The following is a 16333-nucleotide window of genomic DNA, read 5'->3' as shown; positions in this document are numbered from 1 at the left end:
CTCTCTACAATTAGTTAATTCCAACAAGTTCAATTTCAAAAATCAAATCTTGCCCAGCCAAAGGATGATTGGCATCAAGTATTACTTTCGTAGCTGAAACTTCACGCACAATAACAGGAATGGCTTGTTGACCATTATGCATATTGAGTGTTCCACCAACTTCCAACGGAATATCTTCAGGAATATCCAATCGATTGAATGTAAAAATCATTTCTTCAGAAACTGGGCCATAAGCTTCTTCAACTGGAATATGAACAGTTTTTTTCTCACCGATAGACATACCAGTTACGCCCGAATCAAAACCAGCGATAACCATACCACTACCAACTTGAAACTCTAAAGGCTCACGCCCTTCTGAACTGTCGAACAATGTACCATCAGTAAGGGTGCCTTTGTAATGAACCGCTACTTTATCGCCAGATTTTACCATTTTTTTTTATTAAATATAAATTTTGAAATATTTTTTAGTATGCTCTTGCAAAAACAACACGCTTATTCGAAGGATTTCCTGTAAGTACACATTTACCTTCTTCTTCTGTTGCATCCAATGGAATACAACGAATGGTCGCTTTTGTAAGTTCTTTGATTTTTTCTTCAGTTTCTGAAGTGCCATCCCAGTGGCAAAGTAAGAAGCCACCTTGTTCGATTTTTTCTTCAAATTCTGCCCAAGTATCAACCTTAAACATATTTTCTTCACGGAAATGAAATGCTTTCTTGTAGATAGCCACTTGGATTTCTTCCAATAAATCCTTTACATAAACTGCAATTCCATCTAATGAACGTGTTTCTTTTGTTAGAGTATCTCTGCGAGCTACTTCAATGACACCATTTTCTAAATCACGTTTACCAATGGCCATTCTAACAGGCACACCCTTCAATTCATACTCCGCAAATTTCCACCCCGGTCTATTGGCATCATTATCATCAAATTTCACAGTGATACCGTAAGATTTTAATTCTTTGATAATAGGATCAATAACTGCTTTGATAGCCGCTAAATCTTCTTCGCCTTTAAAAATCGGTACAATTACCACATGAATTGGAGCAAGTTTTGGAGGCAGTACCAAACCATTATCATCTGAGTGTGCCATTATTAAGGCTCCCATCAAACGTGTACTTACCCCCCAAGAAGTTCCCCAAACGTGTTCAAGTTTACCTTCCTTATTTTGGAATTTCACATCAAAAGCTTTGGCAAAGTTTTGCCCTAAAAAGTGAGAAGTTCCAGCTTGAAGTGCCTTACCATCTTGCATCATAGCTTCGATACAAAGTGTTTCTTCTGCCCCAGCAAATCGTTCATTAGCAGATTTATATCCCTTAATAACAGGCACTGACATCCACTCTTCTACAAATTTGGCATAAACATCCAACATTTGCTTAGTTTCTTCCATTGCTTCCTTTTCGGTAGCATGTGCCGTATGCCCTTCTTGCCATAAAAATTCAGCGGTACGTAAAAACATACGCGTACGCATTTCCCAACGCACAACATTAGCCCATTGGTTAATCAATATAGGTAAATCGCGATGCGATTGAATCCATGTCTTGTAAGTATTCCAAATAATTGCTTCACTCGTTGGGCGAACCACTAATTCTTCCTCTAATTTAGCTTCAGGGTCAACCATTAACTTTCCGGGGTTATTGGGGTCAGTTTTCAAACGATAATGTGTAACAACGGCACATTCTTTGGCAAAACCTTCAGCATTTTTCTCTTCTGCCTCAAATAAACTTTTGGGGACAAATAATGGGAAATACGCATTTGTATGACCAGTTTCTTTAAACATATCATCTAAAGCTCTCTGCATTTTTTCCCAAATCGAAAAACCGTAAGGCTTAATAACCATACATCCACGAACTGCCGAGTTTTCGGCCAAATCTGCACGTTTTACTAATTCGTTGTACCACTCCGAGTAGTTTTCACTACGTTTTGGAAGACCTTTACTCATAATTATTATAAATGAAGAATGAAGAATTTAGAAAGAAGATTAATTGATTATTCAACCAATTAGCCTTGTTTTCGAATTTCTATATTAGATATTTTAATATTATTTGAATTTTTGATAGAAAAACTTCGTTAAATTATTAGAATAAGTCTATTTAGACACGCTAAAAGTCAAATTCTAATACGATATTAATCTATAATTTGATTGCAAAGATAGGTTTTTATATTAAGTTTGTAAAATAATGTTAGTATTCAATAATTGTTTGTTTAAATGATGATTGAACAGTTAGTTTTTAAAAAAAAATGGAAAAAATATTTTTTTTATACAACCTTTTATAAGCCTATTGCATCATTCACATATATAAGCAACGATTTTGAAAAATAATATCGACTTACAGAGTAAACCACATTAAATCATTAATACAATGGATGCTTTAAAATCAATAAAATATTTGTCGGTAGCTGTGCTTTTGAGTACATGGGGATGTACTTCAACTAAGCAACTTACTACCAAAGGTGAATATGATGATACTTATGGCTCATCGAAAGATGCTCCTGTAGTAGCATATACCCCTAAGCAAACTCCTGAGTATCTAGAAAACCAACGCTATCAACCCGAAGAGCCACAACAAAATACAGGCACTGGGACTGATGAATACTATGATGAAAACTATGTAAATTCTCGTAAAGTATATCGTAATAACAATGGTAGTACAGGTTATGCTTCAGGTTTCGCTAATGGTTATCAATCAGGCTGGAATGACTACGCTTGGAGCCAACCAGTAGGTTGGTCTAGTCCATATAGCATGTATGGTTACAATAGCCCATTTGGTTATAATCTTTGGGGTAGAAGTAGCTGGAATCTAGGTCTAGGTTTTGGCTTAGGAGGTTTCAATAGTTTCTATGACCCATTCTGGAACAGCTACGGATATAATTCTTTCTATAGCCCTTGGGGTTATAATTCTTTCTATAATCCTTGGGGATACAACTCATTCAACAGTCCATGGGGTTTTAATTCTTGGTACAGTCCGTACTCATACGGCTATTATGACCGCTTTGCTTACGGATATGGAAATAACGTCTTCGTAAATAATTATTATAACAATGTTACTTCGGGAGTGAATGGAGCATCTACAAATCGTCGTACTTACGGACCTCGTGACGGTGGCAGTGGCTCATCAAATTATAACCGAGGATTTACTAATGCGGCTGTAAACACTGGTGGTGCGAATGCCTCATCAGGACGCTCAGCGAATGCACGTGGTGCCTACGATAACTCTGGATATGCTCGCCCGTCGAGAAATGGAGATTGGAATGGTAGTTCAGCAAGCCGCGAGTATACCCGTGGTGCATCAAGAAGTTATGACGGCAGCAGTAGCAATTCAAACGACACTTATTACCGTCCACGACGTAACGGCGGTACAGAAGGTAGTTATTCTAGTGGTAACTCAAATGGAGGATATAATTACTCTCGTCCATCGTCTAGCAGTCGCTCATCAGATAATTGGTCAAGTGGTAGTGGCAATTATTCAAGAGGTAGTTCAAATTCTAACTCGAATTCAAACTCATCTTGGTCTAATTCAAACTCTGGAAGTTTTTCACGTGGTTCATCTTCAGGCTGGAGTGGAAGCAGTGGTGGCGGAAGCTCAAGCAGCGGCGGCGGAGGTGGCGGCGGCGGTAGTAGCCGTGGTCCAAGATAATCTTTCGGTATTTGTTTGTTCTAACTCATCCATTGAGCTAATTCATGAATCATTCGAAAACCTCGCTGAATCATAGCGTTTGGCGAGGTTTTCTATTAATAAAACTACCTTTTCTTTATGAAGCAATTGTACTAAAGATTCAAGAATCTGGGTTATTTTTCTTCAATATTACAGTACTAACAAATGAAAATTACACGCTTTTTTCTAGCCACAGCTTTGATTATGGGAGGAATCAAAGTTCAAGCCCAATTGAGCTTAGGAGGCCATTTTTATGGAGAAGATGCCTTCAGATATACACAAAGTAAAGTGACAGGCTCTGCTCGTATGCAAGGTATGGGAGGTAGTTATGCAGCATTGGGGGCAGATGCAAGTAATGCCTTCTCTAACCCAGCGGGTTTAGGTTTCTACAATCGTTCTGAACTAAGTATTACACCGATTTTTAATTCGCTAAACACTTCATCTCAGTATATAGGCTCGACAAGTAAATCAAGTACTTCAAATGCAAATATCGGACAATTAGGCTTGATTTTAAGTAACTCTGGAAATGGTTCAAGAAAAAAACGTTCAGCTTTCGCCATTACTTACTCAAAACAAGTCAACTTACTATCAAGCTTTAACTATGTTGGCCAAAATAACAAAAGTTCAATGGGTAATTACTTCACAGAAAAAGTAAATTCATTGAATGTGAGTGCTAAAGATTTGGATAAAGAGTTTGATGCTAATACCGCAACCGCTGATTATCCAGAAGGTATGTATTACTGGTCTTATATGATTGACCCCGTTGCTGGAAATGACACTAAATATTTACAAGCAGAAAAGAGTCTGCCAGTAAATCAAATTGGTAATAACACAAGTACTGGCAATCAAAGTCAGTGGAATATGGCCTACGGAGCCAATTTTGATGACAAAGTTTACTTAGGTTTTTCTTTGGGCTTTGTAAGAATGAATTATGAAAATTTGAATAATCATAACGAGCAATTCCCTAAAGGTACGGTTTTTAATGGTTTTGATTATAATGAAAACCTTACGTCTAGAGGTGGTGGAATGAACGTTGGGCTTGGTGCAATCGTAAAAGTTGCAGACAATATTAACCTTGGAGTCAATGTAACTTCTCCAACTTGGTTAACAATCAATGAGGTTTATAATTCTAATATCAGAATTACAACAACATTCTTTAAGCCAGATTATACTGAAGTTCGTACTCGTGAAAACGAATTTTCTTATAAAATTACTACTCCACTCAAAGCTAGTGGTGGTGTAACGTTTTTCCTACCAAGCAAGAAAGGCTTCATCACTGCTGATGCTGAATATGTAGGGTACTCAAATATGGGTATTAAATACGCCAATTACGATAATAATGGTTATGTAACAGGCTATTCTACCGCCGCCGCACAAAACACTAAGATAAAAAATACTTATAAAGATGCAGTAAATATTAAAGTAGGTGGAGAATATAGAATTGAAAATATTAGATTAAGATTAGGGGCGAAGTACATGCCAGACCCTTATACAAAGAAAATTGATAATCTTGATCGTTCGCAGATGGTTTTTACGGGTGGAGTTGGCTACCGTTCAGCTAAATTCTTTGTAGATGTTGCTGGAGTATTGAATCAATTTACAAGTGCATATACGCCTTACGAATTAGCTAATACTGCCAATTATGCTTCGGCAAACATCACCAATAATCATAAAAGTTTTGTAATCTCGGTAGGAACATTCTTCTAATTAATTTCATCGAGAGTTTCCTTTAAAAATGCCCTAATCGTTAATAACTTATTAACTAGGGCATTTTTATTTTTATTCTCATCTGATTTATTACTTAGTTTTTGCTTCACCCCTTTTAAAGTTAAACTTCCTTTTCCAGCAGTATTTATTATCTCACGAAGTTTTTCTATATCATGCTCCGTAATTTGTCTTTCTTTACCGTTTCGTTTGAATTTTAAATTAAACTTTTTTTCATAAAATCTTATTAATGAAACATTTACATCTAAAATTTCCGCAACTTCAGAAGTCGAATAATAAAGTCTAACCATTGGCTTTAATTGAATTAATAATCAAATTTATGCCTTTTTTTGATAAAATGCTATCGTACAAGTACATCTCTATTTTCCAAAATATTCACAAATTTATTATATTCCTCGCTCACTACACTTCCCTTGTTGAAGGGATTTCCCCTCAAAAAAGCTTTTTGAAGTTTATCTAGTTTTATTAAATTCATGGGTATTTCATTAATAGCATTATACGAAATATCTAATTCTTCTAAAGCTTGTAATTGATAAATTTGTTCAGGGAAAACTTTAAAAAGATTATAACCAAGGTCTAACAGCTGTAAATTTGGCAAATATGGCAACGAGTTTATCTTATTATGATGAGCGTATAAAAACTGTAAATTAGATAAAGAAGAAATTTCATCAGGCAAATTCCACAATTGATTATAGGCAATAGCCAAAGTTTTTAAGTTTTTTAATTCACCAAGTTCTTTAGGCAAAAACTGAAGTTGGTTATGATATAGGTCTAACTCCGTAAGATTAACTAAATTTTTAATTGAACTTGGCAATGCCTTTGCTCTTACATTATACAAATTCAGCGATTTAAGATTTTTAAAATGCTTGAAATCTTTATTCCGAAACGTAATGAAATCATTGTTTCCAATAAACAATATTTCTAGTTTTTTATTCTTTTTTAAGCCTTTTGGTATTTTATCTAAACCTGTAAATTGTAAGTTCAAATCTTTTAGGTGACTATTTCTTTTAAATTTAAAACTTTGATAATCAACATAATTTCCGCTCAAACTCAAGAACCTAAGCTTCTTAAAAGACCAAATTGCCTTCGGCACTTTTACGATATAATTATTCGATAAATCTAATTTTTCAAGATTTTTAAATCGAAATACTACTTGAGGAAATTCATTTAATGAAAGTCTATTCAACATTAATGTTTTGACAGTGTCAGGCCTATCACACAATTCTGCTTGACTTATTGTTGAAATAAAAGTTTTACTTGGTTTACGATTCAAATCTTTTCCAAGTTGAATTGTAAAAGAAAGTTGAAATTTTGAAGAAAGTTGTTTGGCTAATTTTGAAACTTTCGTTTGATTTAGAAACTTTTCGGCAATCTGAAAAAAATATTTCTCATTGGTCGAATTCAAGGAATCGAACAACATTCTTCGGTTATTAATAACTCCCCGATTTAAGAAGCCATAAACCAAATAGTCGATTTCTCCTTTTTCATTAATAAAAAGTGTAACTGGTAAAAAAACATTTTGGTTTAACTCAGCTATATTTACCCCTAAGCCTAGTCCTATTTTAAAGAAATCATTTGCAAATTTTTTCGCTTCTAAATCAAATACCATTAAATTGTTTTGTTTACTATCTAAAGAAATAGTACTTAAATTTAAGTATTCATGCTGTTGTACTCTTGGTGGCATTATCACTCTTTCAAATTCTTCCGAACCATAAATTTTCTTATTTTGAGCAACAACGCTGTTAAAAACAACAATAAAAAGTAAAAATAGTTTTCTCATGTGTTTGACCAAATTTAGGTTGTAAACATATAACTAAATTTTTAGTTAATTATTATATAGAGAGAAATTTTTCAAAAACGTATGTAAAATTCTAGGTCAACAAGTAGATTTACTTATTTTTGTTATACATTAATACCTAACACATGAATTACGAAAATATAATAATTGAAAAACAAGAAGCAATCACTTGGATTTATCTCAATAGACCAGCCTCACTTAATGCCCTTACTCCACAACTCATTCAAGAACTAAAAATAGCCATTCAGGCAGTAGCAGAAGATAAAAATTGTAGAGTATTAATTGTTAAAGGTTCAGGAAGAGCATTTTCCGCAGGAGTTGACCTAAAAGCCATGAATGAATCTTTAGTCGGTGGACAATTTACAGCTGTTGATATTTTAAATACTGGTAACGAAATTGCTCATCTTTTACAAAGCATTCCACAGCCAACAATTGCCCTTGTACATGGTCATTGTTATACCGGAGCAACTGAATTAATGATGTTTTTTGACTTAATTATTGCCGCTGAAGATGCCAAAATTGGTGACACACACGCAAAATGGGGAATTTTACCCAAATGGGGAATGTCACAAAGATTACCACGACTTGTTGGAACACTCAAAGCTAAAGAAATGTCGTTTACTTGTAAAGCAATTACTGGTAAAGAAGCAGAGCAATTAGGTTTGGTAAATAAAGCTGTCCCAACTGAAGAATTAGACCAAGCTGGTATTAAATTGGCTCAAGAAATCATACAAAATTCTGCTCAAACAATTGCGGCACTTAAACATTTATACAATGAAGGTATGTCAACAACACTCGTTGATGGATTAAAAATTGAAAGCGAATTTATGACTGAAATTACTGATAGAACTGATTTTTTAAGAGGTTTTGAGAAAAATAAATGATTAAAATGCTGAAAATTGAAGAATCTGGTAAAGCACCTGTGAATGGTATTGAAATATATTTTGAGACCTTTGGAAATAAATCTAATCCAGCATTATTACTTATTATGGGGCTTGATGCTCAATGTGTAATTTATGGAGAATCTTTTATTAAGCCTTTGGTTGATGCAGGATATTATGTTATTAGGTTTGATAATAGAGATATTGGTCTATCTACTTGGATGAATGATAAATGGCATCGTAGTAATCCATACACTTTAGAAGACATGGCTAAAGATAGCATGGAATTACTTAACTTCCTGCAAATCAATAAGGCACATATTATTGGCGTTTCAATGGGTGGAATGATAGCCCAACACATTGCGATTGATTTTCCAGAAAAGGTTTTATCACTTACTTCCATTATGTCATCAGGATACACTCTAAATCCTAAAGTATTTGATAAATATCGACTTAAAATTATAGTTAAACTATTACCATTCCTGATAAAGCGATTTTATTTTAAGAACAAGTATTCAAATCATAAAATAACTGTCGGTAGTTATGTAGCTACCTATCGGCTTTTAAGAGGAACACGCTTTCCTTTTGATGAAGCCTATTTTAGAGAAGTTTTCACAGAAAGTATCGAGGTCAGAAAAGGACAAAACCCTAGAGCAAGGTATCAACAATTTTGTGCAATAGTTGCATCTGGGTCTAGATTAAACAAATTACACAAAATAAAATCACCAACACTTATCATACATGGAACTGCCGACCCTTTAGTACATCCCAAACATGCACAAATTTACGCACCGCTAATTCCAAAATCAAATCTGATGATGGTTGAAGGAATGGGCCATGAATTACCAAAAGATGCACTAACAGAGATCTTACCTTCAATAATTAAACATATTTCAAGCACAGGTTTTAAATAATATGAAATACTTGGTAAATTATTGATGCCAATTTTTTGCACAAAAAAGTCAATAAATTAGGCTTATTATTTGATTAGTAAATATTATTTATAAAAGCAGTATTTCAACAACAGTATTTGACAGTTAAAAGGAACATAAACTAGGTATTTATTTCCTTAATTCAACTAATTCTTGTTCTACCAAAGGTAGTTTCTGATTGAATTTTTCTTCAATTTCATTGAAAAGGGATAAAATCTCATCTATATCTTCATTATTCTTTGCTTTTTTTTCTAAATTCTGAAGGTCTAGCGTTATTTCAGGTAATCCAACCATTGTAAATGAAGGCTTTAGCTGATGTGCTAATTTACCGATTTCAACTATTTTCTGTTCATCAATTAGAGGTCTCAACTGAAAAAACTGATTAGGGACTGTCTTTAAAAATAGATTAAACATATCTGCTGCATAACCGCGGTCATTTCCATACACCTTTGCTAGATAATCTGGCTGCAAGGCTTCTTCAAGATTAACCTCATTGACAATCGCTAAATCTTTCTTTTCTTCCACAGAACTCACTATATTTTTTTCTTTAATTTCAAGTTTTTTATGAGGGTTCAAAGTAAGTTTTTGCTTCAAAACATCACGTAATTGGTCAGGTGTAAATGGCTTTGTTAGGTATGAATTCATACCAATTTCATAAGCAAATCCTATTTCATCACTCATTGCTGAGGCAGTCAGAGCAACGATAGGTATATTTTGATTAGCATTTCCCTCCATACTTCTAATTACCTTTGTTGCCTCATACCCATTCATTTCGGGCATCCGTATATCCATTAAAATAATATCAAAATCCTCTTTTTTTACAGCCTCAACGGCAAGTAAACCATTGCTTGTAATTTTATAAGACATTTTCCATTTCAAAAGTAAACCCTCCACATATTTTTGATTTAGCAGATTATCTTCAACGACAAGCACATGATAATTCTTCCATTCTTCAGAAATATCTTCATTCAAAGCATGCAGCTTCTTAGATTGTTGTTTACTATCTTTTAATGGCAGAGTAAATATGAAAGCAGTTCCTTCATTTAATGTACTCTCAACATTTATCTCCCCCCCATGTAGGTTAACTAGCTGCTTTACAATTGCTAAACCAAGTCCAGTTCCCCCATATTTTACTTTAACATCTTGGTCAGCTTGTTTAAAGCTATCAAATATTTTGTCAATATTTTGTGGACTAATTCCAATTCCTGTATCAAAAACTTTTACTTCAGTCATTAGGAAATCACCTAACCTACATAACAACGATACTTGTACTCCGATTTCACCTTTTTCAGTAAACTTCACTGCATTACTCAAAAGGTTCATCAAGATTTGAGTTAAAAATGTAGAATCTCCAATAACATCATTTTCAATTTCTTCATCAAAATCAAACACCAATTTAACATCCTTACCTTGCAATCTAAGCCTGAAAGTTTGTAATGTACTATTAATCAAATCTTTAAGGCTAAAAATTTGCTCAGAAAGCTTCATTTCGCCTGCTTCAATTTTCGAAATATCTAATACATCAGAAACCAAATTCAATAATAAATCTGCAGAATAATTTATCGCACTTAAATATTCAGTTTGCTTTTTATTAGGATTCGTATCATATAATAGATGAGTCATTCCAATAATAGCATTGATAGGTGTTCTTATTTCATGGCTCATATTAGCCAAAAAACGTTTTTCAGCTCTCCTAGCCTCTTCAGCAATTTGGCGAGCTTCTTCTAATGCTTCTTGTGTTTTTTTTCGTTCAGTAATATCTAAGTGAATACCCACCGAACCTGTTACTTTACCACTACTTTCAATAATTGGAGCTCCACTAATAATTACCCAAATAATTTCCCCATCTTTCTTCCTTAAGGGCACTTCATATACGCCAGTATCTCCATCTAATCGATTTGAGTTTTGCTCATCTATAATTCTTTTAAATTCATCATCGGGTAAAAGAATATCAGCAGCTTTTTTGCCAACCAACTCAGCCTCTTCATATCCAGTAAGTTCACAGAAACGCCTATATGCTTTCATAATAATATCATTATTATCTACCTCAATGAGCCCTAAGTTCATGTTTTCAATAATACCTCGATATTTCTCTTCACTGTATCTAAGCTGTTCAGTTTGCTCTGTTACTCTTCTTTCTAGTGATTCATTCAACCTTTTTAAATCTTCATTTGCTTGGAATAATTCCATAGCTTTAGCTTCCAACAAACTTTCGGCCTGCTGTCGAGCTTTTTTTTCACGTTCGATTTTACGTTTAAGAGCCTCTATTTCTTCACTCATGATTTACTAATTACAAATTTTACCAACGAACCAGATTCATCAACATTACTCTTTTCTATTGTAGCACTTTCATTATAGTATTGGAGTGTGGCTTCAATTAATCCGAATGCTAAATCAGACATCTTACGATCAGAATGATAAAGCATTTCTAATTGTTTTTCTGAAATTCTAGTTGTGGTAATCTTTGGTAATTCTGCATCTGGATATAGTCTTAGAACCGAAACATGGATGTAATGGTCAACCCTCTCAAAAAAATCAAAGGCATTGGTTGTTTCAACAAAAAAATGTGAGTATTTCTTTGAAAATAATTGTAGTAAATGTTTGCCAAAATCATTTAATAATGTACTAACAGGTAATTGGGTACGAACACTTAAACTGCTTACTAGTTGCACCATTTCTGAATGGTCATAAGTGCCAACAGAAGTATAAATTCCTTTCGAAGGCAGATTGAGCGATTCAATAATTTCATCCATCATTGAATAGCTAAATTTTTCTTCGACCATTTCAATAAACTCTGTAAATACAATTCCTTTCATCAGCTTTGGGTTTAACGAGAACTATTTCACTAAAATAAGCAAAAACCATGCAAGAATTATTAAATGGATATATTTTTCCATAAAAATAATTTTTTTTCCAAAATTTGGAAATTTTTAGGGGTAATAAAAAAACTTAATAAATTGATTATCAATATTTTTTCATTTTTGAAAGAACTGGCACACATTTGGATTGTAATTATACACAAACAACTCAAGAAAATGAAAAAAAAATTATTTTTTATCTTTCTAAGTTTGGCATGGCTAAATACAGAAGCCCAAACTAAGAAAGAGGTCAAACCCGTAGTACCGGTGGTACCCGTGGTAAAGGAACTACCTCCTCTTGAAAAAGTTTTAGATTACGCCGAACAAAACTCTCACTTAATTAAGGAGCAAGATGCTCTTTCAGAACATTATGGTCATAGTGTTAAAGTAGCTCAGAAACTTTGGATGGACAAAGTATTTATGGATTTAGGTGGCCAACGTTCAAATAACGGTGCTATACTCAATCTTAACAATAATATATCAAGTTCAGAATTTAATTCCTTAAGCTTCCAAACAATAAACGCGTTTAGAGTTGGACTTACGGTTAGAATTAGTTTGTATGATATGCTTGCCCGCAAAGATCTCATCAGACAAGCACAATATCGTCAGGCCGCTTCTGAACAACATTCGCAATATTTAGTACAAGACGTTAAGTTTAGAATTACAGACCTTTATAAGGATGCACAGCTTGCTTATAAATTATTGAGTATCAAAGCTGATAAAAAATACGCATTCTTTTTACAAAAAGAAATGGCTGAAAAAGAGTTTCAGCAAGGACAACTTCATATTTCAGAGCTAGTTCGCATTATAGAATTATCGTCAAACGCTTTTGCAGAATTTGAACAAGCAAATGCCACCTACGAAAAACTATATTATCAACTAGAAATTATGCTTGGGGTTTCTTTGAAAGATTTGAAATAACCCCTATTCCACTACTCTATTTATAATTTATGAGTGGTTTTGGAGAAGGAAAGATTTCAAAAACATTTAAAACTCAACAGAAATAAAATGAATCTAATTGAATTTATTAGATTAATCAAAAAAAATATTTTTCTATTAATCTTAATTCCTCTTGTAATGGCTTCTGCCACATACTATTTTACAAGAGATGCCGATAGAGAATATAGTAGCTCAACAATGCTTTACACTGGTTTGTCTACGGGCTTTAACATTGAAAGTACTGGTGAGTCAAGGAAAGACCGTGACGTTGTAAATAACTCATTTGAAAATATCATTAATACCATACGTTCACGAGAGACAATGAAGGAAGTGAGTTTTAGACTTCTTTCAGAAATATTAATTCTTGATAAGGCAGATGGTACACATGTGAATCCAAAAACTTTTGAAAAGTTAAAAAAATGGATTCCAGCAAATATACGTAGTATGGTTGTAGTGCCTAACAATGCCCCTGCTACCTATCAGAAATTAATGGCAATCTACGAATCGGGACAGTCAAAAGAATTACAACACTTCTTTAATGAAGAGAAAACGCCATTTAGTTTAAAAAATTTAAGTGAAATCAAAGCTAATCGTAAAGGAAGCAGCGATATGATTGAGATTACTTATTCATTAAATGATAAAGGCTTATGTGAAAATACGCTTAAGACAACTCTTGACGTATTCATGAGAAGGTATAAAGGATTAAAGGCCTCAGAAACTGGTAGTGTGGTTGCGTATTTCCAAGAACAGTTCGATAATGCTAAAAAAGATTTGAGCGAGGCTGAAGATAGAATGAAAAACTTTAGAGAAAACGGTCAAATTCTAAATTACTACGAACAAACAAAAGCCATTGCGGGAAAAAAAGAAGATTTGACTGACGAACATCATCGTTTAGAAGGCGAGCTTAAAGCAGCTGACCAAGCCCTTGCCAAGTTAGAAGAAAAACTAGAAATTGATAGAAATTCGTTCTTTAAAAATTCAGAATTGTTAAATCAAAAAAATAAAATCTCAGAATTAACAACTATTATTGCTCGAAATAACCTAGATCCAAATGGTGAAAATGTGCAAAAGTTGAATGAAGAAGTAAAAGGTTATGAAAATTTGCTAACGGAGGGTGTAAAGAACTTATATGCTCGTACACATTCTACTGAAAGTATTCAAATAAAAAACTTACTAGATTCATGGCTGGAAAACATGATTTTAGTCGAAAAGAATAAAGCAAGAGTTGGCTCATTAAATATTAGATTAGGTGAAATCAAAGAAGACTATGCTAGATTTGCTCCTCTGGGCTCTGGTTTATCAAGGTTAGAGCGTGAAATTGATGTGAGAGAAAGAGCCTATATTCAAATTTTACATGATTTGAATACTGCACTTTTACGCAAACAAAATATAGAAATTTCATCAAATCTTGACATCATTGACGAGCCAATAACTGTAGAGATGCCAAGTAAAAAAATGATGCTAATCATACTTTCTGGCTTAGTAGGTGCGATTGGAGTACTAGCAACTTTGTTGATTTTAGAATTAAGCGATAGAACAATAAAAAATCTTGAAAGAGGAATTGAATTCACAGGACTTAATGCAGCAGGTGCATTACCAGTTTTCTATCAAAAAAATCATTCTGAGGCAATTAAAGAAACATTAATTGGACAGATTGTAACAAATTTTAAATTGAAAATAAGTGCCTTGCATGGTAGTGAAACAACACCATTAATTCTAATTACAAGTACACAACCTAATGAGGGTAAATCGGAAGTAGCTAATTTAATCACTCAACATTTACAAAAATCTGGTGCAAGAGTGCTTTCAATTCAACCAAGTAGTGAAACTCGCACATCTTATGTAGAAGGATTATTAAAATATCCTGCAACCAAAGCACTCAGTGAAGCTAAAGGCATTGAAGACCTTATTAGTTCTTGGATTGACCCTAATGATTATGATTATTGTTTGTTAGAAATTCCTCCGTTTTTAACAGGAAATATTCCAACAAACATTTTAAAAAATGCCCATTTATCTCTTTTGGTTGTATCGGCAAATCGCTCATGGAAAAAAGCAGATAAAAAAGCAGTTCAAATTTTAGAAAACTATCATATTCCAGTTGAAATGATTGTAAATGGGGTTGCCTTTGATTCCCTTGAAAACTTGGTTGCAGAGAATCAAACTAAAGATTCAAAATTAAAAACTATGATTAAACGATTGTTGAGGCTTGAGTTCAAGCGTAAAGAATTAAAGCCATCACCAATTGCAGTTGGAAATGATTCTTTAGCTGTTGATAAATTATTAAAGAAAAAAGTCTAAAATGGATTCAAAAGCTGACATTATCTGCCTTGGTTTACCTTCATGGGAGGGCGATTATCTAAAATCGACGGTACAATTGCTTTCAGAGATGACTAACTTCTATGATGTACTCTATGTTGAATATACATATACATGGATTGATGTCATAAGAGGTTTTCTAGGCAAAAATACTGCTCCGATAAATCGGATTTTAGGTAAAGAAGATAGATTGAGGATAATAAATTTAGAAAATGGTAACAGCATCAATGTTCTAACTTTGCCACCAATCATACCCATAAACTGGATATCAAACAAAGTAATATACAAGTACTTACTAAAATTAAATAGTAAGATTATTGAAAAAAGCATAAAAAAAGTAACCCAAAAATTAAAATTTACAAATCCAATATTTATCAATGCTTTCCAGCCAAACTTTGGACTTAATTTGAAAAAAAAGTTCAATGAAAAATTAACTATCTATTATTGCTATGATGAAATAAGTGAAGCTCAATGGTGTAAAAAACACGGTGCCTGGACAGAGTTCGAATTCATGAAAATTGTTGACGCTGTCGTTGTTTCATCTAAAGCACTATTGGAAAAGAAAAAAAAGATTCAAACAAACACTTTTCTAGTAAAGAATGGTGTTGATGTGGGTATTTTTAGTGATAAAAAAGATATAAACAAGCCAAAAACAATTATTGGTTACATAGGTACCATTGATGATAGGATTGATATCGAACTTGTTAAAAGCTTAATCAAAAATATGCCCGAATACAAATTTTTATTTGTTGGGCGAGTCATGGATAAAACTGTAGAATCATGTCTAAACATACTACCCAATGTTGAATTTACAGGGGCCAAGCAACCAGAGGAGTTGGGTATAGAAATGAAAAAAATTGATATTGGACTAATACCTTTCAAGAAAAATGAATTTACAAAAAATATTTATCCACTCAAAATCAACGAATATTTAGCAAGCGGAATGCCCGTTGTAAGTACAGATTTTGCAGATTTAACTGACTTTGAAGGACTCATTTATAAGAGCACAGATAATAAAAGTTTTGAAGAAATGCTAAAAATGGCTATTATTGAGAAAGATCAATTATTAGTAGATGCAAGAATCGGATTTGCTCAACTTAATTCATGGAAAAATAGAGCTGTCGAATTAACACATATTATTGATGAATTAACTGAAAAATAAATAATATTGGTGGGGTCGAAATTATTAATTTCACACCAACATTTTTAATATTTGGTTACAAAATAGTG

Annotated in this window: 13 protein-coding genes; 7 read left to right on the top strand and 6 right to left on the bottom strand. The window is 33.3% G+C overall.

Annotated features, from left to right (window positions below; translation table 11 throughout):
- Window positions 1-10: 10 nt before the first annotated feature.
- Both EMTOL_RS17610 and proS read right to left on the bottom strand, forming a co-directional pair.
- Entirely contained in the window at window positions 11-430 is a 420-nt protein-coding gene (locus tag EMTOL_RS17610; RefSeq protein ID WP_015030673.1) for an FKBP-type peptidyl-prolyl cis-trans isomerase, read from the bottom strand.
- Between the two features lie 34 nt (window positions 431-464).
- The gene (gene proS, locus EMTOL_RS17605) at window positions 465-1940 is read right to left on the bottom strand and encodes a proline--tRNA ligase (protein ID WP_015030672.1); all 1476 of its coding nucleotides are present in this window, start codon (window positions 1938-1940) and stop codon (window positions 465-467) included.
- A 421-nt stretch (window positions 1941-2361) separates the two neighbouring features.
- On the opposite strand from proS, the gene EMTOL_RS17600 reads away from it, so the two are divergent.
- Together EMTOL_RS17600 and EMTOL_RS17595 are read left to right on the top strand one after the other, a co-directional pair.
- Complete coding sequence (locus tag EMTOL_RS17600) at window positions 2362-3636, top strand: hypothetical protein (RefSeq protein ID WP_015030670.1); 1275 nt, start codon at window positions 2362-2364, stop codon at window positions 3634-3636.
- Window positions 3637-3819: 183 nt separating this feature from the next.
- Window positions 3820-5361, top strand: coding sequence for an OmpP1/FadL family transporter (locus EMTOL_RS17595; protein ID WP_015030669.1), 1542 nt, complete (start codon window positions 3820-3822; stop codon window positions 5359-5361).
- Here the strand turns inward: EMTOL_RS17595 and EMTOL_RS17590 are convergent.
- Together EMTOL_RS17590 and EMTOL_RS21945 are read right to left on the bottom strand one after the other, a co-directional pair.
- Window positions 5358-5669, bottom strand: a complete 312-nt coding sequence (locus tag EMTOL_RS17590) for a MerR family transcriptional regulator (RefSeq protein WP_015030668.1) — start codon at window positions 5667-5669, stop codon at window positions 5358-5360. The genes EMTOL_RS17595 and EMTOL_RS17590 overlap by 4 nt on opposite strands.
- A gap of 50 nt (window positions 5670-5719) precedes the next feature.
- Complete coding sequence (locus tag EMTOL_RS21945; protein WP_015030667.1) at window positions 5720-7159, bottom strand: leucine-rich repeat domain-containing protein; 1440 nt, start codon at window positions 7157-7159, stop codon at window positions 5720-5722.
- A gap of 143 nt (window positions 7160-7302) precedes the next feature.
- Between EMTOL_RS21945 and EMTOL_RS17580 the strand changes: the two genes are divergently transcribed.
- Window positions 7303-8061 carry an enoyl-CoA hydratase/isomerase family protein gene (locus EMTOL_RS17580; RefSeq protein ID WP_015030666.1) on the top strand — a complete coding sequence of 253 codons (759 nt, stop codon included), beginning with the start codon at window positions 7303-7305 and terminating at the stop codon, window positions 8059-8061.
- 5 nt (window positions 8062-8066) lie between these two features.
- Window positions 8067-8972, top strand: a complete 906-nt coding sequence (locus EMTOL_RS17575) for an alpha/beta fold hydrolase (RefSeq protein ID WP_015030665.1) — start codon at window positions 8067-8069, stop codon at window positions 8970-8972.
- Window positions 8973-9119: 147 nt separating this feature from the next.
- Here EMTOL_RS17575 and EMTOL_RS17570 read toward each other — a convergent pair whose 3' ends face one another.
- Both EMTOL_RS17570 and EMTOL_RS17565 read right to left on the bottom strand, forming a co-directional pair.
- Window positions 9120-11270: a PAS domain-containing hybrid sensor histidine kinase/response regulator gene (locus EMTOL_RS17570; RefSeq protein WP_015030664.1), complete on the bottom strand. Its 2151-nt coding sequence runs from the start codon at window positions 11268-11270 to the stop codon at window positions 9120-9122.
- On the bottom strand, window positions 11267-11806 hold the full coding sequence (locus tag EMTOL_RS17565) for a heme NO-binding domain-containing protein (protein ID WP_015030663.1): 540 nt from the start codon (window positions 11804-11806) through the stop codon (window positions 11267-11269). The genes EMTOL_RS17570 and EMTOL_RS17565 overlap by 4 nt, the downstream gene beginning before the upstream one ends.
- A 219-nt stretch (window positions 11807-12025) precedes the next feature.
- Between EMTOL_RS17565 and EMTOL_RS17560 the strand changes: the two genes are divergently transcribed.
- The 3 genes from EMTOL_RS17560 to EMTOL_RS17550 all read left to right on the top strand — a co-directional run bounded on the left by EMTOL_RS17560 (window position 12026) and on the right by EMTOL_RS17550 (window position 16265).
- Window positions 12026-12769 (top strand): TolC family protein, encoded by a 744-nt coding sequence (locus EMTOL_RS17560; protein ID WP_305953265.1) that lies wholly within the window; start codon window positions 12026-12028, stop codon window positions 12767-12769.
- An 87-nt stretch (window positions 12770-12856) separates the two neighbouring features.
- Window positions 12857-15085: an exopolysaccharide transport family protein gene (locus tag EMTOL_RS17555; protein ID WP_015030661.1), complete on the top strand. Its 2229-nt coding sequence runs from the start codon at window positions 12857-12859 to the stop codon at window positions 15083-15085.
- A 1-nt stretch (window position 15086) separates the two neighbouring features.
- Window positions 15087-16265 carry a glycosyltransferase gene (locus EMTOL_RS17550; protein ID WP_015030660.1) on the top strand — a complete coding sequence of 393 codons (1179 nt, stop codon included), beginning with the start codon at window positions 15087-15089 and terminating at the stop codon, window positions 16263-16265.
- Window positions 16266-16333: the final 68 nt, after the last annotated feature.

Origin of the sequence: Emticicia oligotrophica DSM 17448 (genome assembly GCF_000263195.1) — a bacterium.
GTDB classification, from domain to species: Bacteria; Bacteroidota; Bacteroidia; order Cytophagales; family Spirosomataceae; genus Emticicia; species Emticicia oligotrophica.
This window is presented reverse-complemented; position numbering and strand designations above follow the sequence as displayed.

What these genes read in the sequence shown, in the direction of transcription:
- EMTOL_RS17610 (WP_015030673.1), bottom strand. Translation starts at nt 430, where the DNA reads ATGGTAAAATCTGGCGATAAAGTAGCGGTTCATTACAAAGGCACCCTT.
- proS (WP_015030672.1), bottom strand. Translation starts at nt 1,940, where the DNA reads ATGAGTAAAGGTCTTCCAAAACGTAGTGAAAACTACTCGGAGTGGTAC.
- EMTOL_RS17600 (WP_015030670.1), top strand. Translation starts at nt 2,362, where the DNA reads ATGGATGCTTTAAAATCAATAAAATATTTGTCGGTAGCTGTGCTTTTG.
- EMTOL_RS17595 (WP_015030669.1), top strand. Translation starts at nt 3,820, where the DNA reads ATGAAAATTACACGCTTTTTTCTAGCCACAGCTTTGATTATGGGAGGA.
- EMTOL_RS17590 (WP_015030668.1), bottom strand. Translation starts at nt 5,669, where the DNA reads ATGGTTAGACTTTATTATTCGACTTCTGAAGTTGCGGAAATTTTAGAT.
- EMTOL_RS21945 (WP_015030667.1), bottom strand. Translation starts at nt 7,159, where the DNA reads ATGAGAAAACTATTTTTACTTTTTATTGTTGTTTTTAACAGCGTTGTT.
- EMTOL_RS17580 (WP_015030666.1), top strand. Translation starts at nt 7,303, where the DNA reads ATGAATTACGAAAATATAATAATTGAAAAACAAGAAGCAATCACTTGG.
- EMTOL_RS17575 (WP_015030665.1), top strand. Translation starts at nt 8,067, where the DNA reads ATGCTGAAAATTGAAGAATCTGGTAAAGCACCTGTGAATGGTATTGAA.
- EMTOL_RS17570 (WP_015030664.1), bottom strand. Translation starts at nt 11,270, where the DNA reads ATGAGTGAAGAAATAGAGGCTCTTAAACGTAAAATCGAACGTGAAAAA.
- EMTOL_RS17565 (WP_015030663.1), bottom strand. Translation starts at nt 11,806, where the DNA reads ATGAAAGGAATTGTATTTACAGAGTTTATTGAAATGGTCGAAGAAAAA.
- EMTOL_RS17560 (WP_305953265.1), top strand. Translation starts at nt 12,026, where the DNA reads ATGAAAAAAAAATTATTTTTTATCTTTCTAAGTTTGGCATGGCTAAAT.
- EMTOL_RS17555 (WP_015030661.1), top strand. Translation starts at nt 12,857, where the DNA reads ATGAATCTAATTGAATTTATTAGATTAATCAAAAAAAATATTTTTCTA.
- EMTOL_RS17550 (WP_015030660.1), top strand. Translation starts at nt 15,087, where the DNA reads ATGGATTCAAAAGCTGACATTATCTGCCTTGGTTTACCTTCATGGGAG.